The organism is Flavobacterium cauense R2A-7, assembly GCF_000498475.1.
Classification (GTDB): domain Bacteria; phylum Bacteroidota; class Bacteroidia; order Flavobacteriales; family Flavobacteriaceae; genus Flavobacterium; species Flavobacterium cauense.
On sequence record NZ_AVBI01000019.1, the window covers coordinates 605736 to 626269 of the forward strand.

The 20534-nt window shown below is 36.4% G+C and carries 23 protein-coding genes and 1 tRNA gene; 12 read left to right on the forward strand and 12 right to left on the reverse strand.

Features of this window, described 5'->3' with window-relative positions:
- Window positions 1–72: 72 nt before the first annotated feature.
- Window positions 73–552: a Dps family protein gene (locus FCR2A7T_RS12765; protein WP_023571719.1), complete on the reverse strand. Its 480-nt coding sequence runs from the start codon at window positions 550–552 to the stop codon at window positions 73–75.
- A gap of 108 nt (window positions 553–660) precedes the next feature.
- Here FCR2A7T_RS12765 and FCR2A7T_RS12770 point away from each other — a divergent pair, with 108 nt between their 5' ends.
- Entirely contained in the window at window positions 661–1602 is a 942-nt protein-coding gene (locus FCR2A7T_RS12770) for a LysR substrate-binding domain-containing protein (RefSeq protein WP_023571720.1), read from the forward strand.
- A 53-nt stretch (window positions 1603–1655) separates the two neighbouring features.
- Here FCR2A7T_RS12770 and FCR2A7T_RS15335 read toward each other — a convergent pair whose 3' ends face one another.
- The 5 genes from FCR2A7T_RS15335 to FCR2A7T_RS12795 form a co-directional block, all read right to left on the reverse strand.
- Complete coding sequence (locus FCR2A7T_RS15335) at window positions 1656–1856, reverse strand: hypothetical protein (protein WP_035118456.1); 201 nt, start codon at window positions 1854–1856, stop codon at window positions 1656–1658.
- Window positions 1857–2089: 233 nt separating this feature from the next.
- Window positions 2090–2287 (reverse strand): hypothetical protein, encoded by a 198-nt coding sequence (locus tag FCR2A7T_RS12780; RefSeq protein ID WP_035118459.1) that lies wholly within the window; start codon window positions 2285–2287, stop codon window positions 2090–2092.
- Between the two features lie 129 nt (window positions 2288–2416).
- On the reverse strand, window positions 2417–3079 hold the full coding sequence (gene mnmD / locus FCR2A7T_RS12785) for a tRNA (5-methylaminomethyl-2-thiouridine)(34)-methyltransferase MnmD (RefSeq protein ID WP_023571723.1): 663 nt from the start codon (window positions 3077–3079) through the stop codon (window positions 2417–2419).
- 2 nt (window positions 3080–3081) lie between these two features.
- Window positions 3082–3525: a hypothetical protein gene (locus FCR2A7T_RS12790; protein WP_035118461.1), complete on the reverse strand. Its 444-nt coding sequence runs from the start codon at window positions 3523–3525 to the stop codon at window positions 3082–3084.
- Window positions 3525–4022: a DUF4920 domain-containing protein gene (locus tag FCR2A7T_RS12795; RefSeq protein ID WP_023571724.1), complete on the reverse strand. Its 498-nt coding sequence runs from the start codon at window positions 4020–4022 to the stop codon at window positions 3525–3527. Before FCR2A7T_RS12795 ends, FCR2A7T_RS12790 begins: the two co-directional genes overlap by 1 nt.
- A 303-nt stretch (window positions 4023–4325) precedes the next feature.
- Here FCR2A7T_RS12795 and FCR2A7T_RS12800 point away from each other — a divergent pair, with 303 nt between their 5' ends.
- Window positions 4326–5393, forward strand: a complete 1068-nt coding sequence (locus FCR2A7T_RS12800) for a branched-chain amino acid aminotransferase (protein WP_023571726.1) — start codon at window positions 4326–4328, stop codon at window positions 5391–5393.
- Window positions 5394–5455: 62 nt separating this feature from the next.
- Here FCR2A7T_RS12800 and FCR2A7T_RS12805 read toward each other — a convergent pair whose 3' ends face one another.
- Window positions 5456–5839: a pyrophosphohydrolase domain-containing protein gene (locus FCR2A7T_RS12805; protein ID WP_023571727.1), complete on the reverse strand. Its 384-nt coding sequence runs from the start codon at window positions 5837–5839 to the stop codon at window positions 5456–5458.
- 304 nt (window positions 5840–6143) lie between these two features.
- Between FCR2A7T_RS12805 and FCR2A7T_RS12815 the strand changes: the two genes are divergently transcribed.
- Complete coding sequence (locus FCR2A7T_RS12815; protein WP_023571729.1) at window positions 6144–7217, forward strand: SRPBCC family protein; 1074 nt, start codon at window positions 6144–6146, stop codon at window positions 7215–7217.
- Between the two features lie 32 nt (window positions 7218–7249).
- Here FCR2A7T_RS12815 and FCR2A7T_RS12820 read toward each other — a convergent pair whose 3' ends face one another.
- The 3 genes from FCR2A7T_RS12820 to FCR2A7T_RS12830 all read right to left on the reverse strand — a co-directional run bounded on the left by FCR2A7T_RS12820 (window position 7250) and on the right by FCR2A7T_RS12830 (window position 9344).
- On the reverse strand, window positions 7250–7966 hold the full coding sequence (locus tag FCR2A7T_RS12820; protein ID WP_023571730.1) for a tRNA threonylcarbamoyladenosine dehydratase: 717 nt from the start codon (window positions 7964–7966) through the stop codon (window positions 7250–7252).
- Between the two features lie 49 nt (window positions 7967–8015).
- Window positions 8016–8651 carry a TatD family hydrolase gene (locus tag FCR2A7T_RS12825; RefSeq protein WP_023571731.1) on the reverse strand — a complete coding sequence of 212 codons (636 nt, stop codon included), beginning with the start codon at window positions 8649–8651 and terminating at the stop codon, window positions 8016–8018.
- Window positions 8652–8753: 102 nt separating this feature from the next.
- Complete coding sequence (locus tag FCR2A7T_RS12830) at window positions 8754–9344, reverse strand: DUF1684 domain-containing protein (RefSeq protein WP_023571732.1); 591 nt, start codon at window positions 9342–9344, stop codon at window positions 8754–8756.
- 109 nt (window positions 9345–9453) lie between these two features.
- On the opposite strand from FCR2A7T_RS12830, the gene FCR2A7T_RS12835 reads away from it, so the two are divergent.
- From FCR2A7T_RS12835 to FCR2A7T_RS12855, 5 genes are all read left to right on the forward strand, one after another.
- On the forward strand, window positions 9454–10668 hold the full coding sequence (locus FCR2A7T_RS12835) for an MDR family MFS transporter (RefSeq protein WP_023571733.1): 1215 nt from the start codon (window positions 9454–9456) through the stop codon (window positions 10666–10668).
- A gap of 303 nt (window positions 10669–10971) precedes the next feature.
- On the forward strand, window positions 10972–11331 hold the full coding sequence (locus FCR2A7T_RS12840; RefSeq protein WP_023571734.1) for a BlaI/MecI/CopY family transcriptional regulator: 360 nt from the start codon (window positions 10972–10974) through the stop codon (window positions 11329–11331).
- A gap of 5 nt (window positions 11332–11336) precedes the next feature.
- Window positions 11337–13277, forward strand: a complete 1941-nt coding sequence (locus FCR2A7T_RS14890) for a M56 family metallopeptidase (RefSeq protein ID WP_023571735.1) — start codon at window positions 11337–11339, stop codon at window positions 13275–13277.
- 303 nt (window positions 13278–13580) lie between these two features.
- A complete protein-coding gene (locus FCR2A7T_RS12850; RefSeq protein ID WP_035118605.1) occupies window positions 13581–15452 on the forward strand; it encodes a peptidase U32 family protein in 1872 nt (623 codons plus the stop codon).
- A 147-nt stretch (window positions 15453–15599) separates the two neighbouring features.
- Window positions 15600–15740, forward strand: a complete 141-nt coding sequence (locus FCR2A7T_RS12855) for a hypothetical protein (RefSeq protein WP_023571737.1) — start codon at window positions 15600–15602, stop codon at window positions 15738–15740.
- On the opposite strand, the gene FCR2A7T_RS12860 is transcribed toward FCR2A7T_RS12855, so the two are convergent.
- Window positions 15737–16249, reverse strand: a complete 513-nt coding sequence (locus FCR2A7T_RS12860) for an adenine phosphoribosyltransferase (RefSeq protein ID WP_023571738.1) — start codon at window positions 16247–16249, stop codon at window positions 15737–15739. The genes FCR2A7T_RS12855 and FCR2A7T_RS12860 overlap by 4 nt on opposite strands.
- A 74-nt stretch (window positions 16250–16323) precedes the next feature.
- Here FCR2A7T_RS12860 and FCR2A7T_RS12865 point away from each other — a divergent pair.
- The 4 genes from FCR2A7T_RS12865 (at window position 16324) to FCR2A7T_RS12880 (ending at window position 19859) form a co-directional block, all read left to right on the forward strand.
- Window positions 16324–16397: transfer RNA gene (locus FCR2A7T_RS12865), tRNA-Arg, on the forward strand.
- 184 nt (window positions 16398–16581) lie between these two features.
- Window positions 16582–18873: a sensor histidine kinase gene (locus tag FCR2A7T_RS12870; RefSeq protein ID WP_052115190.1), complete on the forward strand. Its 2292-nt coding sequence runs from the start codon at window positions 16582–16584 to the stop codon at window positions 18871–18873.
- Window positions 18873–19256, forward strand: a complete 384-nt coding sequence (locus FCR2A7T_RS12875; RefSeq protein ID WP_035118464.1) for a response regulator — start codon at window positions 18873–18875, stop codon at window positions 19254–19256. Before FCR2A7T_RS12870 ends, FCR2A7T_RS12875 begins: the two co-directional genes overlap by 1 nt.
- Before the next feature lie 27 nt (window positions 19257–19283).
- Entirely contained in the window at window positions 19284–19859 is a 576-nt protein-coding gene (locus tag FCR2A7T_RS12880; RefSeq protein ID WP_023571741.1) for a pentapeptide repeat-containing protein, read from the forward strand.
- On the opposite strand, the gene FCR2A7T_RS12885 is transcribed toward FCR2A7T_RS12880, so the two are convergent.
- The gene (locus FCR2A7T_RS12885) at window positions 19856–20533 is read right to left on the reverse strand and encodes an ABC transporter ATP-binding protein (RefSeq protein ID WP_023571742.1); all 678 of its coding nucleotides are present in this window, start codon (window positions 20531–20533) and stop codon (window positions 19856–19858) included. The genes FCR2A7T_RS12880 and FCR2A7T_RS12885 overlap by 4 nt on opposite strands.
- Window position 20534: the final 1 nt, after the last annotated feature.

Below are 20534 nucleotides of genomic sequence, written 5' to 3' on the forward strand. Positions count from 1 at the left end.
TTAAAATTCGGGCAGAAAATAAATTATGATTAATTTAATAGTACTGCCCGATTCGTATTACACAGTAACGAATTAAATTTCTTCTTCCGTCCAAGCTTTCATCATCCAAAGCGTTTTTTCCTGTTCTTTAATAAAATCACTCATCATCGAATTCGTTCCTTCATCATCAATTTCTGCCGCTTGTTTTAAAATAACGCGTTCGATTTTCAACAGTTCTGTCAGCGACGAAATTATCAATTGAATCGCAACTTCATCATTGGAAATATCTTTACCAACTTTAATTTGCTTGTTTTTCACATAATCATCAAACGTATGCAATGGTGTACCGCCCAGCGTAAGCACCCTTTCTGCAATCAGGTCTATTTTTAGCTGACTGTCGTTATACAATTCCTCAAACTTTAAATGCAGATCAAAAAAACGCTTTCCGCGGATATTCCAATGCAATCCTCTTAAATTCTGATAATAAATCTGAAAATTCGACAACAATATATTCAATTCGGCAATCAGAATTTTCGTTTCTTTCACAGGCAATCCTAAGCTATTCGTTTTCATGTTTTTACGCTTTTGATTTATTTATAATGCAAAATTATTAAAAAAAAACAGCTGCTAAGTATAAGTTAAATTGATAGATTTTATAATTTTATCGAAAATATTTATTCAATGACTATCACGCAATTGTATTATGTTTTAGCGGTTGCAGAACATAAAAATTTTACTTTGGCTGCCGAAAAGTGTTTTGTTACCCAGCCTACACTTTCCATGCAAATTCAAAAACTGGAAGAAGAACTGGATATTCAGATTTTTGACCGAACCAAAAAACCGATACAATTAACCGAAATCGGTGCGAAAATTGTTTCTCAGGCTAAAAATATCGTAAATGAATCGGATAGAATTAAAGATATTGTAGACCAACAAAAAGGGTATTTCGGTGGAGAATTTAAAATCGGCATCATTCCTACAATAATGCCTACACTTTTGCCAATGTTCCTGAATAATTTCATCAAAAAATATCCTAAAATACATCTGGTCATTGAAGAACATAATACCGAAGAAATCATTAAGCGATTGAAAAGCGGCCATTTAGATGCTGCCATTGCTGCCACGCCCTTGGAAGAAGAAAATATCAAAGAAATCGTTTTGTATTATGAGCCGTTTGTGGGGTATTTTTCTGAAAATCATCAAAATATGAGCAAAGCCGAAATTGAAGTGGATGATTTGGATTTAGACAACATATTGCTGCTTCAGGACGGACATTGTTTCAGAGACGGAATTTTAAACCTTTGCAAAAATGCCAACGCAAACCACGACAGCCGTTTTCAAATAGAAAGCGGAAGTTTTGAAACCTTGATTAAATTAGCCGATGAAGGTTTAGGTGTTACACTGCTTCCCTACTTACACACTTTGGATTTAAGCGACAAAAACAAAGAAAAGCTACGCCATTTTAAAGAACCGCGACCGGCTCGTGAAGTCAGTTTAATTTATCCGAAAAGCGAACTTAAAATGCACATAATAGATGCTTTAAGAGCTACTATTTCCGGAGTGGTCAAGGGTGCAATTGCCTTTCACAATGTACAAATCATCAGCCCTTTGGGGAAAAAATAAAAGGAGCCGAAGCTCCTTTTATTTTGGGTTAAGTTTTAGGTAGGGTTATATAGTTAATTTTCATTTATGACAATCAAGCACTGTCGCAGTTCCGGCTTTTCAGAAGTAAAATACTTCAGCCAATTGGTCAGTTGTTCAATTTCATAAGGTAATAAACTCTTAATTGCTTTTTTAAGTTCTTTCATAAAAAGCAAAGGATCAAAGCTCACTCTTTCAAGCACCGATTTTGTGTAATCATAAATCATTCGCGGCATAATCAATCAGTATTTTTGGTTAACTAGGTAAGAACGTTGAGTAAAATTAATTAAAAACATTTTTACCACAAAGAAAAAAAGCAAAAATTTATCGATTAAATGCAATATTTTTCGATTAAAAGCGTTTTTCTTTCAAAACTGCCGTTAAAATACTTACATTTTAATTATTTTATTTTTCGTAATCCCACAAAAGTCTTCCCATAAAAAAAGGAGCCTAAGCTCCTTTCAGTGTATTATTCGTTAACATAAATTAAACATTGTCGTAATTCGGGTTTTTCTTTTGTAAAACTTAACAGCCATTCTGTTAATTGTTCTAACTCATAAGGCAACAGAATTTTAACGGCTTTTTCCAATTCTTTACAAAATAATATTGGGTCGAAACTTACTCGCTCTAAAATAGATTTGGTGTAAGCATACATAGATCTTGACATAATTGTAACTATTAATTGGTTTAGGGTAAGAACGCTTAGTAAATTTATTAAAAAAATTTTATTATTATTTAATTCTGAATTAATTATTTATTAACATTAAATATATATCACATAATTTTAACATAATAATTACTTTTTAACAGCTCTAAGCATTTCACGTTTTCCTGGTGGGCCCGATAATTTTTCTGTAGTGAAGCCAACTTCAATCATTGCTCTTTTCACAGTGCCTCTGCAGGCATAGGTAACCAGTATTCCGTTCGGTTTTAATGCTTCGAACATTTTTCTGAAAATCCCCACCGTCCACAACTCAGGTTGGTATTGAAATCCGAATGCGTCAAAGTAAATCAAATCAAAACAGTTTTTGTCACTTATTTCGTTAAAATATTGTTGCCTTTTTGTTAAAGTGAAATCGTCTGAAACCACAGTTTTTACGCCCCATTCGCAGGAATGCAATAACTGAAATTCCTTATCGTGTTGACTAACATTAAGTTGCGACACATAATTCAGTTTTTCGACTTCTTCCGGCAAAATCGGATAAGCTTCCACACCGGTGTAATCAATCTTCAGTTGTAACTTTTCGGCTTCCAATAAAGTCACAAAAGCGTTTAACCCCGTACCAAAACCAATCTCTAAAACAGCAACGGACTGTTCCTTAAAAAGTGACAGTCCGTTTTGTATGAATACGTGTTTCGCTTCCTGAATGGCTCCGTGTCTGGAATGATAGGTTTCCCCCCACTCTTCCATTAATAAAGATGAAGAGCCGTCTTCCGTTTGAATAATTCTTCGTTTCAACGTTATTCTATGTAAAGTTTTTTAATTCTCGGAATCGGTCCGCCACATTTTACTTCATGACATTTCAAGCAAGCATCTACTCCATTATTAAAATGTTCTTTGGCATTTTTTGGATCCTTGTAAATCAATTCCTGAGCTTCAATGAATTTCGCTGCCTGTTCCTTAAAGAAATCGTCATTTTCACTTTCATCGGTCATCACCGCTTTATGAATCTTCATAAAATGCTGCGGAAACTGCCCGATAGTATCACCTTTTTTGATTCGTTCTTTTAAACGCTGATTGTCAACATACATCTGCTCCATCAAAGCCGCCATTTCAGACATTTCATACATCTTGAAATCACTTTTCCCGGCAGCTTCATTTTTAACTTCCTCTTTAACCTCTTCCTTTTTATTGCACGACAGCAACAATAGTGAAGTCAGAAGCAATACTATCGTCTTTTTCATTATTTACTGATTAAAACACCGTCAGCCATGAAAGAATAGGTAACTTTCGGAGTTGTGATACTGTCAATTGCCGCTTGCGATTTTCCGCCGTCTTTCGCGTAATGTTTTTGCTCCTCCACTGATTCAATGCTCACAAACGCTTTACCGTTAACGATTGCTTCTTTTTTACCGGCATTCATCGGAACAAAAAAGGCGTAATCCTTAAATTTAACGAAGGTTTCTTTTCCATCTGCCAAATCCATTGACATCCAACAACCTTTCTTCTGACAGACTTCTTTAATATCCGATTTGAACTTCACATTTAAAGTATCGCCTTCTTTTAAATCCTTAAATTTGGCAAACATTTCTTCTTTAGTTAGTGCATCCGCAGCTGAAATACTGTCACCAAAAACAGCATATTCCATCTTTGGTGCTTCCGCAATTTTAGCTTCTTCCTGTTTCTTATTGCAACTTACAACTGCAAGAGCCATTACGGCAAAAACAACAACTTTTTTCATATTCTTTAATTTTTGTCTTTATAATTTTGAATTCCAAAGAAACAAATTAAAATCGATTGACAAAACGGGCAACCGATTTTTTCCGGTTATTCCATTAAAAAATAACATTTTAAAGTCAAATTTTGAATATTCAAAAACAAATTGGCAATTCCGTAATCAATTATGCTATTTTTAATCTGATGTTAAAAAACGTGTATTTTTTTGTTAGATTTGCAATGACACAACAGGTTTATTGGGAATTCAAAAATTCCGAATTCTCTAATAAACAGCGATTTAGTGTTTTTAAATACTAATTTTTATTCAATGGAATTAACAGCTACAGGCAACATTAAAATTGTTACTGCAAAAGAATCAAAAATAACTTCGGTTGATTTTGACAACTTATCATTCGGAAACATCTTCACTGACCATATGTTGGTTTGTGATTATGACAACGGCGTTTGGGGAGAACCTGAAATCAAGCCTTACGAACCGTTCACTATGGATCCATCCTCAAGGGTTTTTCATTACGGTCAGGCCATTTTTGAAGGGATGAAAGCCTACAAAGACGATAACAATGATATTTGGCTGTACCGTCCGGATCAGAATTTTGAGCGTTTCAATAAATCAGCCGTTCGTTTGGCTATGCCGGAAGTTCCTGAAGAAGTTTTCATTGGCGGATTGAAAAAGCTGATTGAAATTGAAAAAGAATGGGTTAAAAAAGGGAAAGGAAATTCGCTATACATTCGTCCGTTCATGATTGCAACGGGACATGGCGTAATCGCTTCCCCTTCCAATCAGTATCGTTTTTGCGTAATTCTTTCACCGGCCAGTGCTTATTATTCAGGTGAAGTAAAAGTGGTTATCGCTGATCATTTCAGTCGTGCTGCTAACGGCGGAATTGGTGCAGCAAAAGCGGCAGGAAACTATTCAGCACAATTTTATCCAACAAAATTAGCGAATGATAAAGGCTTTCAGCAAATCATCTGGACAGACGATGCAACGCATACCATGTTGGAAGAAGCCGGAACCATGAATGTTTTCTTCAGAATTAACGATACCTTATACACAGCGCCAACCAGCGAGCGTATTTTGGATGGAATTACCCGAAAAAGTATTCTTGAATTGGCACAACGTGACGGAATTAAAGTTGAAGTGCGTCCGGTTTTGGTTTCTGAAATAGTAGAAGCTGCTAAAAACGGAACCTTAAAAGAGATTTTCGGAGCAGGAACCGCAGCGGTGGTGAATCCAATTGCAGGATTCTCTTATCAGGATACCTATTATGAATTACCAAAAATGGAAAATTCATTTGCAGGTGAAATTAAAGAAAAACTGACAAACATTCAATACAAACTGGCAGAAGACACTTTCGGCTGGACAGTAAAAATATAGTCTGCAGTATTTAGTAGTCAGTGTTCAGTTTACTTATATACTGAACACTGATTACTGAACGCTTATCTCAAAATTTCCTCAAAATTCGGCTTAAAATAATTCGGGCCTTTCATTACTTTTCCGTCTTCCCGATAAATAGGTTTTCCGTCTTCGCCTAACTTACTCATATTACTGCGTTGAATTTCATCGAAAACTTCTTCAATTTTATGTTGTAATCCGTGCTCCAGAATCGTACCGCATAAGATATACAGCATATCGCCCAAAGCATCGGCAATTTCAACCAAATCATCATTCTGAACCGCTTCCAGATATTCTTCATTTTCTTCTTTCATAAGGTTAAAACGGAGCAGGTTTACCTGTTCACCCAAATGTCCTTTTGGTTCAAAACGTACTCCCAAACCGAAAGCATCATGAAATTCTTTAACTGCGTTAAGTTGTTTTTGCATATTCTTAAAAATTTGAAAGGAAATTAAGCAAAAAGAATCCTCAAAAAAACTAATTTTGTATAAAATTTCCAACTATGTTTTCAACAGGTCAGCTGTATTTTGCTATTTTCTTTGTTATCGTTTTTGTTGCAGTCATGATTTACGTTTACCGTAAAGATTTGGCACTACACAAAATCCATTATAAAGGCAGTTTGTGGATACTTTTTTTCTTCCTTCTTTTTATAGGAATTTTATTTATAATCAAGTTGGTCCTGAAAGAATAAATAGTCTTATATTTGAAAATTATCATAATTAGCACCAGATTATGCGAATTGTAAAATACATATTTCTACTCATACTACTTGCTGCCATAGCAGTTTCGGTTTATATAGGAACCCAAAACGGGAATTTTGACATCCAGCGAAGCAAGGTCATCAATGTTCCGCAACCTATATTATATAATTACGTTGACGATTATAAAAATTGGGAAGACTGGGGACCTTGGGCCGAAGAAGACAAATCCATTCAATACCAATATACCGATAAAACGAAAGGTTTGGGCGCTTCCTATTCCTGGACAGGAAAAGACGGTAAAGGGAAAATGAATACCGTTAAAACCATTGAAAACGACAGTATCTTCCAGAAAATATATTTCGAAGACAGCGAGCCTAATGACATTATCTGGGGTTTTCAGAAATCCGGAAACGGCACAAAAGTTACCTGGAGAATGAAAGGAAAGATGGATTTCATGATGAAGTTTTTCGCGTTCTTTAGTGGCGGAGCCGAAAACATGATGGCACCAATGTTCGAAAAAGGATTAGCTAACATTGATAATATTTTAGTAGGTGAACTAAAAAATTATTCGGTAACCGTTAATGGTTTAACCCGAAAATCTGGGACATACTACATTAAGCAAACGATTACCTGTAAGATTCCGACTCTAACCAAAAACATGGGAATCCTGTTCCGTAAGATTACGAAATTTGCAAAAGACAATAACATTACCCTAAACGGAGCACCTTTCGCTATTTATGACAAATACGATACCGCGAACGGAATTGTTACTTTCTCAGCATGTTTACCGATTGTGGAAGAGATTTTTACCTCGGAAGGCAGTGATATTGAAGGCGGACGTTTCTATTCGTATCTGGCATTAAAAACTACGCTTAAAGGGGATTACTCCCACAGTAAAGAAGCTTGGGACAAAGCCTATGCAGAAATTGCGAAGCACAAATGGCTGGAAAATCCATCCGGAAAATACATTGAAGTGTATAAAACCGGCGTAAACGAAACCCGAAAATCATCGCAATGGGTAACTGAAATTTACATCCCGATTGTGGAAAAAGCCAAACCAATAGAAATTCCTGTGGCTGTAAAAGATTCTACAAAAGTACAATAACAAAAAGTCCCCGTTTTTATCGGGGACTTTTTTTAGTTCTTTATCAAATGTTTAACCACCGTTTCGGCGGCGTGCAAACCAAACAAAGCAGGCATCCAACTATTCGTTCCGAAGAATGACTTTTTAAAGTTTGTTCCATCGGTCATTTTTAAACTGGATTGGTCCGGCTTTTCTGTGGAGAAAACCGCTTTCACTCCGGTGGAAATCCCTTCTTTTTTCAATCGTTTTCTGATTACTTTCGCTAGCGGACAAACGTCTGTTTTACTGATATCTTTCACAACAACTTTACTGGCCAGTAATTTCCCTCCGGCGCCCATATTGCTGATCACTTTTACCTTTTTACGTTTGGCAGCCAAAATCAGATTTAATTTCGGGGTGATGCTGTCAATGCAATCCAAAACATAATCGAATTCCGGGGTAACCAATTCGAAAGCTCTTTCCGGTGATAAAAATTCCTGAATTCGGGTCAATTGCAATTCGGGGTTGATATCCATTAATCGATCGCCTACAATCGTAACTTTTGGTTGTCCTACGGTAGAATGTAAGGCCGGTAATTGTCGGTTAATATTTGTGATATCTACCGTATCACCATCAACAATGGTCATTTTTCCGACACCGGCACGCGCGATGAATTCGGCTGCAAACGAGCCTACGCCACCCATGCCTACAATCAATACGTTGGAATTCTTTAACTTCTCTAATCCTTCTTTTTTAAATAATAATTCGGCTCTTTCTGTCCATTCTGCCATTTTGAAACATTTTGTGCAATGTGATTCCGGCCGAAAAACCGTTCGTTCATTACGGGTTAAAAACTAACTTAAAATTATCTTCGATAATCTGTTCCACATCAATATTCTTTATTGATGCAGCTTTTATGTAAACATCATTGATGCCTTCTTCAATAGTATCGGTTTCCAGAAAAAACCGGTTATTCGGTACTTGTTCAAATACAGTCGAAAGTTCCGGATTACGAAGCAAATATTTCCCAAACGACAAATAAAAACCGTTATCCAATAGCGATTTGGCCACTTGCCAGTTTTTAGAGAAGCCGTGAATAATCATCGGAACTTCTATATTTAAGCGCTTTTTAATTTCGATTACTTCCTGATAGGCGGAAACACAGTGCAAAACTACAGGTTTTTGATGTTTTACCGCTAAGTGTAACTGTTTTTCGAAAATTTCCGTCTGAATTTCCAATGGCGTTTCGATACGTTTGTCCAAACCACATTCCCCTAATGCCAGACAGTTTTTCAACTGAAGCTTTTCGTCAATAATCTGCAGATATTCATCAACGCGATCCACATCGATATACCAAGGATGAATGCCGATGGAAAAGTACGTTACAGAATCATCAAATTCATTTGGATACTGATTGACAATTTCCAATACGTTGTCCTGATTGGTGCTTTTATGGGTGTGGATGTTGTATTTCATTCTATTTTTTAATTACCATATAATCATATAAGAATTTTCAAAATCTAATTCTTTCTTTTACAGAACTTAAATGATTTATATGTTTCAAAAAAATTCAAAAAGTTAATCATGAAACTTCTTCACACCTGCTCTCACTTCTACCAATAAATCGTTCTCTTTTGGCGGAATCGGGCACGAAAACCCCTCATTATAAGCACAGTACGGATTGTAAGCCTGATTGAAATCAATCATTAGGGTTTCTTTTTCGGATGCTTCTAAATCGATGTAACGACCGCCTCCATAACTTTCCACTCCGCTTGTTAAATCCGTGAACGGTAAAAACAAATGATTCTTGTATTTTTCTTGTTTTGACAATTCGATATTTCGGAACACACTCAGTTTACATGCTTTTCCTTTTAATGTGAAATGCAATTCACCATACTTCACATACAGCGGAGTGCGGGTTCCGGTTGTCTTCATGGCAAAAGGTTTTTCTTTTGGGGTTTTGACTAATTTTGCTTCCACACAGAAATCCATGTCGATTGCATAAAAATCTAATGCTTTAAAATGTTCCAGATCTGTTTTTTTCAGCGGACTTTCCTTTGCATCGGCGTATTCTTTATTCAATTGATTCTGAAAAGATTTTGCACTTCCTACACTGCATTGCGCTGATGCGATTATCGGAAACAAAAAAGTAAAAAACAGTTTTTTCATCTTGACTTATTTTATGCAAAAGTAAGTAAAAAATCGCCGTTAAAAATTCACATTCATTTAACAACCAACGGCGCAATAAGATTCTTAAATTTGCATTTAACTCATTCCTATGCTTCAGCAGGCTTTTTCGCGCTATATTAACAACTTCAAAGGATTTTCGAGGGAAATCTGGATTCTGACATTGATTACATTCATCAACAGAGCCGGAACCATGGTGCTGCCTTTCCTTTCTAAATATCTAAAAGAAGATTTACATTTTTCCCATAGTCAGGTAGGAACCATTTTGGTATGTTTTGGTATTGGCTCAATGTTAGGCTCTTGGTTGGGAGGGAAATTGTCCGACAAACTTGGGTTTTATAAAATAATGATATTCAGCTTATTTACCAGTGGAATTGCCTTCGTGTTGTTGCAATATATAACGAGTTTTACAGGACTTTGTATCGGGATGTTTTCCATTATGGTTGTTGCCGATATGTTTCGCCCCGCCATGTTCGTTTCACTCGGTGCCTATGCTAAACCTGAAAACAGAACACGGGCGCTGACCTTAGTTCGATTGGCAATTAATTTGGGCTTTGCGGCCGGTCCGGCAATGGGCGGTTTGATCATTATAAGTTCTGGGTATAAAGGATTGTTTTGGGTAGACGGTGCGACTTGTATCCTAGCCATTTCGATTTTCTGGTTATTGGTAAAAGAAAAGGAAAAAACCTCCGAACATAAAGCTGTAAGTGTCGAAAATGACAATAAATCTGTATTTACCGATACACCGTTTTGGATCTTCCTTTTCATTTGCATGACCACCGGGATTTTATTTTTCCAGTTGTTTACCACGCTTCCGCTGTATCATAAAGTGCAGTTCAATTTAAATGAATTTCAGAGCGGTTTGCTGTTAATGATGAACGGATTGATTATTTTCTTTACTGAAATGGCCATTGTGAGTTATGTGGAAAGAAAACAGATTGATAAAGTACGAATCGTTATTTTCGGATTGATTTTTATGATTATCAGTATGTTTTTGTTACTCATAAATGTTTGGGCAGGAATATTGATTATCATGATGCTGTTTATGACTTTCGGAGAAATGTTTGCTTTCCCATTTTCAAATTCATTTGCCATGAGCAGGGCTCCCAAAGGTCATGAAGGCCGATACATGGCCATTTTCACAATGAGCTACAGTATGGCGCACATTCTTAGTGCTAAAGTTGGTTTGGAAATCAGCGGACGATGGGGATATCAGGCCAACTGGTTATTTATGGGTACTTTAGGACTAATTGCCTTAGGATTATCCTTTTGGTTGCGAAAACTTCTTGCTGAGGAAAACAATTAACAACCTCATAATCAAATAATTTCATACTTTTACATTCCTCAAATTTGTTAACAAAACTATAAAATTCGTTATTCAACTACAAAAATAGTTGTACAACTAAAAATATAGTTGTACGTTTGTTCTGTGTTAGGGATTACTTCACTTAATTTTTATTTTTAATAGGAGTTCAGTGAACTACGTTTGTAGCGGCATCCTTTTTATTTGAACATTGAGGTTCTCGAAATGACCAAATAAAAAGATACAGCGGATAGCCCGAGCCTTGTGGTAACGCCCAAAAAACAATAAATAAATAAACAAACCATCATGCAAAAGTTAACCAACAAAGAAGAAGAAGTAATGCACATTTTATGGAAGCTCGAAAAAGCTTTCGTGAAAGAAGTTTTGGCTGAAATCACTGAAGATCAGCCTCATTACAACACCTTGTCGACGATAATCCGGAATCTGGAAGAGAAAGGTTATGTGTCGCACAACGCGTTCGGGAACACGCACCAGTACTTCCCTATCGTAACTAAAGAAGAGTACCGTAAAGGGTTTATGAACGTTGCTATTGAAAATTATTTCAATAATTCCTACAAGAGCATGGTTTCCTTTTTTGCCAAGGAAGAAAAAATCAGTGCGAAAGAACTGCGTGAGATTTTAGAAATGATCGAACAGAAAAAATAAAGCCTATGGAAGCTTTGGGAATTTATCTGCTGAAAGTGAGTGCCTTGATAGCTGTGTTCTATCTGGCGTATTTTGTATTCCTTCGAAAAGAAACGTTTTTCAATTCGAACCGATGGTTTTTACTGGCGGGACTCATAACCTCGTTAGTGCTGCCTTTCATCACCTATACTAAAATTATTTGGGTAGATCCGGTTCCGGTGGTGGACCACTATAATGCCGTTTCTCAGGCTTATCATTATGTTCCGACTCAGGAACCCGCTTTTGAAATGAATTGGTTTCAGGTGGGATTAGTACTTTACGGTATAGGAATCAGTCTGTTTTTCATTAAATTTTTAATGGATTGTTTTGCCATCAAAAACCTGATTGAAAAGCCAAAAGCCATCAAACGCAGTAATTTTTATTTAATTGATACCGAGAAAGTCCAATCACCTTTTTCCTTCTTCAATTATATTGTTTACAATTCATCAGCTTTAAAAGAAGACGAGCTGGAGAACATTTTACAGCACGAATTGGTTCACAGCGCACAAAAGCATTCTTTCGACATGATGATTGCCCAGATTTTCTGTATTGCGTTCTGGTTCAATCCGATTGTTTGGCTGTACAAAAAAGCGATTGCGCAAAACCTTGAATTTATTGCCGATGCCGAAGCTACCAAAAACGTAGACGACATTAAAAGCTATCAGAAAACCTTATTAAAAGTCACAATGCAGTCGCAATGCATTGCAATCACCAATCCATTTTATCAATCATTAATCAAAAAACGAATCGTTATGTTAAACAAAAATCAATCCAGTAAGAAGAATGCTTGGAAGTATTTCGTGGTGCTACCACTACTGGCTTTCTTCATGTTCCAGTTCCAAATGAGGGTTTTAGCTCAGGAAAAATCGTTGCCAAAAGTGGAAACTCAGCAAAGAAACAGCAAAATTGTTGCCATTGTAATCGATAAAAATTCTTCGGAATCCGATATTAAAAAAGATATCGAAATGCTCAAAAACGAATTTGGCGTTACCTTGAAAGTATCCAAAATCAAAAGAAACAGCAATGGAGAAATTACAGGTATAAAAGTAGAATACAAAGACAAAGACGGCAGAAAAGGAACGTCACATACAGAAAGTGATTCGCCAATTCAACCTATACGTTTTTTCAAAGAAATAAATGAAAACGGTAAAGGAACCATCGGTTTTGGATTTCCAAAAGAAAGAGGACCTAGAGAAGGCCTGGCGAAAATCAAAACCATCAAACATTTTAATGAAGATGGTGACGAAGTACAGGTAATTGTAGAAGGTGACGAAGACGGTTTTGCATGGACAGACGATTTAGACATCCCTTCCCCACCCGATGCACCTGGTTTAGAAGACATACCGGCCCCACCTGATGCACCCGGAGCTCCAAGAGCACCTAAAGCTCCGAAAATGGTTAAGAAAAATGTTGTGATCAAACAAAACGGTACTAAAAAAGAAGTTTGGATTAACGGAGAAAAAGTAACCGAAGAAATTCTGGGCGATATTGATTCTGAAAACATAGACAACGTTTATGTTTACAATACTAAAGGAGAAAAAGGGCCAAAAGGGTTCAAAGGCAGTAAAACTATCAGTGCCGATGAGATTAAAATAATTCAGGACGGCGATAAAAAAGTTATTATTACCACCCGAAACGAAGACGGAAAAAAAATCGTTGAAACCATTGACGTTAAAAAAATAGCCGACGAAGTTAAAGTTGAAATGGAACGCATGCGTCCGGAAATTGAAAAAGCTCAAAAAGAAGCGATGGAAGCCAGAAAAGAAGCTTTAGAAGCACGAAAAAAAGCTATGGAAGAACACAAAGTGGCCATGAAAGCGCATAAAGAAGCTATGGAAGCTCATAAAGAGGCCATGAAAGAAAGAGAAAGAGCGTTATTGGAAGCTCAAAAAGCAAGAGAAGAAGCAGCGAAAGCCCGTAAAAAATAAATACAACAACAAATATCATCAATCATCAACCAAAGTGCTGCCGGACTGATTGGAGCGCTGCGGAACAATCAAAATCAGAAAGACCGTCTTAATAAGATGGTCTTTTTATTTTCTTGAATGCGGCAAACTCGGCAATATTCTCAAGCTATTTACTGCTAAAAAACTTCCATTTTTAACGAATCACACCTTAATTTAAGCTTCGACCAAAAAAAAGTGAATCAGAATTAGAAATCTTTGACTTTTTTAAAAGAAATTTGCAGACTTTTTTTGGGCAACTTCCGAAAAACCAAAGTTATAGAAATAATGAAAAAGAAAATTGAAATTCTATCGCCTGCAAAAGACTTACTTACAGGTATAGCGGCAATAAATGCTGGTGCAGATGCAGTTTATATTGGTGCTCCTCAATTTGGTGCGCGTTCCAATGCAAACAATTCTATTGAAGATGTTGCAGCCTTAGTGGAATATGCTCATTTGTATAATGTGCAGGTTTTTGTAGTTATCAATACCATTTTATACGATAACGAACTGGAAACGTGTCGTCAATTAATCTGGAAATTGTATGACATTGGTGTAGATGCTTTAATCATTCAGGACATGGCAATTATGGAAATGGAGCTACCTCCTATCGTATTGCATGCCAGCACACAAGCCAACAATCGTGATGCCGATAAAATCAAATTCTTAGCAGATGCCGGAATTAAAAGAGTGGTTTTGGCCCGTGAATTAAACTTACATCAAATTAAAGAAATCAGCGAAGCTACCGATGTGGAATTGGAATTCTTCGTTACAGGGGCTTTATGTGTATCGTTCAGCGGAAATTGTTATATGAGTGTAGCAAACGGAGAACGTTCCGCAAATCGTGGTTCTTGTGCACAAAACTGTCGTTTACCCTATAACTTGATTGACGGTCACGGCGAGACTTTAATTAAAAACAGTCACTTACTTTCGATTAAAGATTTCGATGTTTCAGATCAAATTCCAAATTTAGTGGAAGCCGGAATTGTTTCTTTCAAAATTGAAGGTCGTTTAAAAGATATCGTTTACGTAAAAAACAACGTTTCCTATTTACGGCAGAAATTAGATGCTTTCTTAAGTGAAAACAGCGACAAATACACCAAAGCTTCTTCAGGAACGTGTACGTATTCTTTCGATTCCGCTTTAGACAGAACTTTTAATCGTGGTTATACCGATTATTTCGTTAACGAAAGACATCAGTCGATTGGTTCTTGGGAAAGTCCGAAATCGAAAGGACAATACATCGGAAAACTAATCAGAACGGTTGGAAACTCTTATGAAATTGAAAACGGGCATTTCTTAAATAATGGTGACGGATTGTGTTTCATTAACGAAAATAATGAAGCGGAAGGAATTTACGTGAACAAAGTAGAAAACGGAATCGTCTATCCAAACGTATTGAAAGAAATCAAAGAAGGGACTTTCATTTACAGAAATAACGATGCTGCTTTCATTAAATTAGTAGAAAGAGAAGATAGTGCAGTTCGAAAAATCAGTACGACTTTAGTATTGAAAGAGAACGAAACCGGTTTTGAGTTAATCGCAACCGATGAAGACGGAAATGTAAGTATGGCGACTTTGGTTCATCCGAAAGAACGAACTAAAAACAACGAATCCATTGCGGAAAATTTCAAAGTAAATTTAGCAAAAACAGGATTTACACCTTATAAGGCGGATGAAATTACGATTGAGTTTTCAGAAAATTGGTTCCTTCCTATTTCAAAAATCAATGAAATGCGACGAACAGTTTACGAACAATTATCGGAAATTCGTTTGAAAAATTATGTTCGAAAAGAACACCAAATGGTAAAAACATCGCATCCTTATCCGGAAACCAAACTGGATTTCATGTACAATGTGGCGAATAAAACGGCTCGTAAATTCTACGAACGTCACGGCGTAACCGAAATCGAAAAAGCCTTTGAATTGCAATGGGACCCCGGAAAATCGCGTGTAATGACTACCAAATATTGTATCAAATACGAATTAGAACGTTGTCCGAAATACCATCGTGAAAACATGGACAAAAAACTAAAAGAGCCATTAGTATTAAAACAAGGCGAATTGGAATACAAACTAAAATTCAATTGCAAACCTTGCGAAATGGAAATTTGGGAAAAAGATGCCGAATTTGAAATCGAAGACGACCATATTCATTAAAAGCAAAATAATGAAGGAAAGAAAAGTAATCTTCGCGAAAACACCCGCAACGATACCAATAATTTCCAATCCTAAATTATCAAACTCAAAAAGACCTTCTTACACAAGAGGGTCTTTTTTTATACCTTTGCAGCAAATAAATACTTTATGTTCAAAATAATAGCCAAGATAAACAAACTGATTTTGCCCAGTTTCACCAAACAACGTTTGGATTTAACGAAAGCCAAAAACTGGCAGAAAGCCATTATTGCCTGGCGTTATTATGTTACCACACGGGCGTTGGATTAAAACGTCATGGCGGCAAAAATTTCTTCCTTACCTAATTTTTCCCTACCGTTTAAAAACGACAATTCCATCAGGAAATTAAGCTGTACAATTTCGCCTCCCAAACGTTCCACCAATTCACATACGGCTTTTGCGGTTCCACCGGTGGCCAGAACATCATCGTGAATCAATACTTTATCACCTTTTTTTATCGCATCAGTATGGATTTCAAGAGTATCTTTCCCGTATTCCAAATCGTAGGAAGCGGAAATCGTATCGTAAGGTAATTTTTTAGGCTTCCGAACCGGAATAAAACCTGCATTCAATCGGTCGGCCAAAAGGATTGCGAAAAAGAAACCTCTGCTTTCCACGCCAACTACCTTGTCTATTTTCTTATCTTTTAAAGTACTGAGCAATAAATTCAGACATTCTTCACGTCCATTCGGACTTGCCAAAAGCGGAGTTATGTCTTTAAATAAAATTCCTTCTTGCGGAAAACCCTGAATATCACGTATGTATTGTTCTAACGACATTTTTTTTAATTTTTATTCAAATATTACTTTGCAAGTTACACAATTCTTTCTATATTTGCACTCGTTAAAAACAAGGCCTCGTGGCGCAACTGAATAGCGCATCTGATTACGGCTCAGAAGGTTACAGGTTTGAATCCTGTCGAGGTCACTAAAGCCCTGCTTAGCAGGGCTTTTTTATTGCTCCCCATACCTACCTCACTAAACCTGCTTAAAAAATCGTATTTATCTGATTTTTAGCTATTTTTACAATATAAAAGGTTTTTTTCGTGAGTCTTGATTCTAAAATAACTACACTTAACAGTTGGCTTTTATCCCGTCCTAAAACTTCGGGGATGCTTGTTTTTATAATTCTTTTATCCGTTTTTAACCTGTCGATATATTTCAGATATCAAACCGTAAAAGAAATTGAACAACACGACATGGCTAACATTTTGGGAGTTGTCAAACAAAATATTGAGCAAACCATGCGCAACAGTTATGTTGCCACTATTACACTCGCACTAACGATTGACGACTCGGGAAATCCTAAAAATTTTGAAGAAGTTTCCAAAAGTCTGGTTAACAGTTACAATTCGATTGATGCGGTTCAACTTGTTCCTAACGGAATTATCAAATACACCTATCCGATTAAGGGAAACGAAGCAGCCACCAATTTTGACATACTCCACAGTCCGCTTCACAGAAAAGCAGCACTAAAAGCCATAAAAACAAAAGCCATTTATTTTTCCGGTCCTGTTGCCTTAAAACAAGGAGGAATTGGAGTTGTAGGTCGCTTACCTATTTTTAAAAAGGGAAAATTTTGGGGATTTTCAGCCGTTGTAGTTCATTTTAACACCTTTCTGAAGTCAACCGGTTTCAGTACCTTTAAAAACGACAAATACTATTTTCAGATTTCAAAGATTAATCCGATTACCAATAAGGAAGAATTCTTTTTGGAAAACAAATCTGATTTCTCCAAAAGCGACTATCAAAAGGTTGAAATTCCGGAAGGCGATTGGACGCTGTACATTATTCCGAAAAAACAATCTTATCTTCTTGCGGAATTTTTCCCGATAGCATTAATCTCTTTTTGCCTGAGCCTTCTTTGTGGATTGTTTGTAACAACACTACTAAAGAAACCTTCTGAACTCCAGGAATTTGTAAAATTGCAAACTTCAAAATTAAGACGAAGTGAGTTTTTATTCAAATCGATTTTCGATCATGCCGGCTTGGGAATTTCACATATTAATTCATCTACCGGTACTTTCATCGATGGCAATGACAAGTTTTGCGAAATAATTGGATATACTCATGAAGAAATTAAGGAACTAAACTTTATGATGATTACCCATCCGGATGATTTGCAACTGGATTTGGACAATATGGAACGTCTCAGAAAAGGAGAAATCGCTCAGTTTTCCATGGAAAAAAGATATTTCCGAAAAAACGGAGAGATTATTTGGGTTAATCTTACTGTTTCACCATTATGGGAAAAAGATGAAAAAATAAAAACCCATATCGCTATCGTTGAAGATATTACCAAAAGAAGAGCGTCTGAGCAACTAATTTTGGAATCGCAACAAAAAATTAAAGACCTGATTGACAGCATTGACGGAATCGTATGGGAAGGAAATTCAGAAGAACCCGGCATAACTTTCATCAGTAAAAAATCAGAAAGTATCTTAGGTTATACGCCCGAAGAATGGATCGCCGATGATTATTTCTGGAGAAAAATCATTCATCCGGAAGACCGTGACTGGGTTATAAAGAAAAGCGCCGAATGCGCCAAGGAAAGAAAGCCTTTTGACAGCGAATACCGTATGATTCATAAAAATGGAAATACGGTTTGGGTACGTGATATTGTTAGTATTTATCACGAAAGCGAAAATTCGATTAAATTCAGGGGTATTCTGATTGATATTACAAAATCAAAACAATTTGAAATCGACCTGAACAACTCGCTTAAATTAGTTACCGAACAGAACAAACGTCTGTTGAATTTTTCACATATCGTTTCCCATAATTTGCGTTCGCACACCAGCAACATTCAATCGTTAATTAATCTGATAGAATTAACCGAAGATAAAAAAGAAGAAGAAGAGTTACTCGCATTGCTAAAATCGGTTTCAGAAGCTTTAAACGAAACTATCGATAACCTGAATGAAGTGGTTTCCATTCAAACCGATATAACGCCGGTAATCGAAGACCTGAACCTGAACAAATACATCAACAGAACTCTGGAAGTTTTAAGAGATCAGATTCTTAAAAACGATGCTGACATCCGAAATAATGTTCCGGAAACCGTAACGGTAAAATTCAACCCGGCATATCTGGAGAGCGTATTGCTTAACTTTATTTCCAATTCAATTCGGTACAAACATCCTGACAGAAAACCAGTTATCGAATTAAATTCGTATATTGAAAATAATTTCCAGGTTCTTGAAATAAAAGACAATGGCATAGGAATTGATTTAAAGAAAAACGGAGACAAACTCTTCGGAATGTACAAAACGTTTACAAATAACGCCGAATCGAGAGGTATAGGTTTGTTCATTTCAAAAAATCAAATCGATACCATGAATGGAAAAATTGAAGTTGAAAGTACTTTAAATGAAGGAACGACTTTTAAAATTTATTTTAAATAATGCCCCAAAAACGAATTTACATAATTGACGACGACCCCATCTACCAACTCGTTACAAAAAGGTTAATTGAAAAGACCAGTCTTTTCAGTGAAACCAGAGCCTTTGTAAACGGTCATGAAGCGCTGCACTATTTTGAAAACACTGGCGATTTGCCCGATGTAATTTTACTCGATATTGAAATGCCCGGAATGGATGGCTGGGATTTCTTGGATGAATTGATTAGAATAGAAAAGAATTGTCACAAAAAAGTTACCATTTATGTTGCCAGTTCTTCCATTGCAAGCGAAGACAAAATCAAAGCGCAGAACTACCATTGTGTAAAAGATTTTTTGAGTAAACCCATCAATCTTGAAAAATTAAAAGTCATTGCCGAAGCAGAATAATTTATATTTGCATTCAAACTCACTACAATGAATGCCGATTTTATCTACGACAAAGAATACAAAAACAACATTTTCGCCGAATACGAAATTAAATTCAAAGAATTTGAAAACTGTACGTTCAACAACTGTGATTTTACGCTTTGTAATTTCTTAGGAACCGTTTTCATTGACTGTACGTTTTACCATTGCAATTTCAAAGAAGCGAAAATTGGTCATGTCGGACTGAGAAACGCCATTTTTAACGACTGTAATTTCACTTCGGTAAACTTTGCCATGACCGATCAGATCTTACACGAATTTTACTTCAACAACTGTCTTTTAGACTATGCTCAGTTTTATGCCTTAAAATTGAAACGTATCAGTTTTACCAATTGCAGCATGGTGAGTGTGGATTTCATGAAAACCGATTTATCGGAAGCGCTATTCGACAATTGTAATCTGCGTTTGGCCGTATTTACGGATGCTAACTGCGAAAAAGCTGATTTTTATTCGAGTCGGGATTTCACCATCGATCCCGAAAAAACAAAACTTAAAAAAGCTATTTTCTCGAGCGACGGCATAAAAGGGTTGCTGACCAAATACAATCTGGTAATTAAAGATTAAGAAATTATTTTTCCGTCTTCCATCGTGATAATCCGATTGGTTCGTGCAGCAAAATCCGGATCGTGAGTTACCACCAAAAGCGTCTGGTTATGTTCTTGTGTCAGTTCTTTAAAAATATCAAAAACCAAATCGCTGTTTTTTTTATCCAGATTACCTGTTGGTTCATCGCCCATGATAATCAAAGGATTATTAATTAAAGCTCTGGCAATAGCAACGCGCTGTTTTTGTCCGCCACTCAACTGGTTGGGCATTTTAAGCGCCTGATCCTGCATCCCTAAAGTCTTGAGATGTTCCATGGCGCGATGTTCCACCTCTTTTTCCGAATACTGCTTTAATTTCAATCCCGGAAGCATTACGTTTTTCAACACATTGTATTCGGAAAGCAAATAATGAAACTGAAAAACGAAACCAATTTTTTCATTTCGAATCCGGGCCAAATCCATATCCGATTTTCCGGTAACCACTTCTTCGTGAATTAAAACCTGACCTTCATAATCGGTATCCATGGTTGACAAAAGGTACAACAACGTTGATTTTCCACAGCCGGATTTCCCTACAATCGACACAAATTCGCCGTGATCGATAGTCATGTTGATATTGTCCAACACCTTAAACTTTACCGGTTCATAAAAATACTTTGTCAGCCCTATGGTTTCCAATACTTTATTACTCATG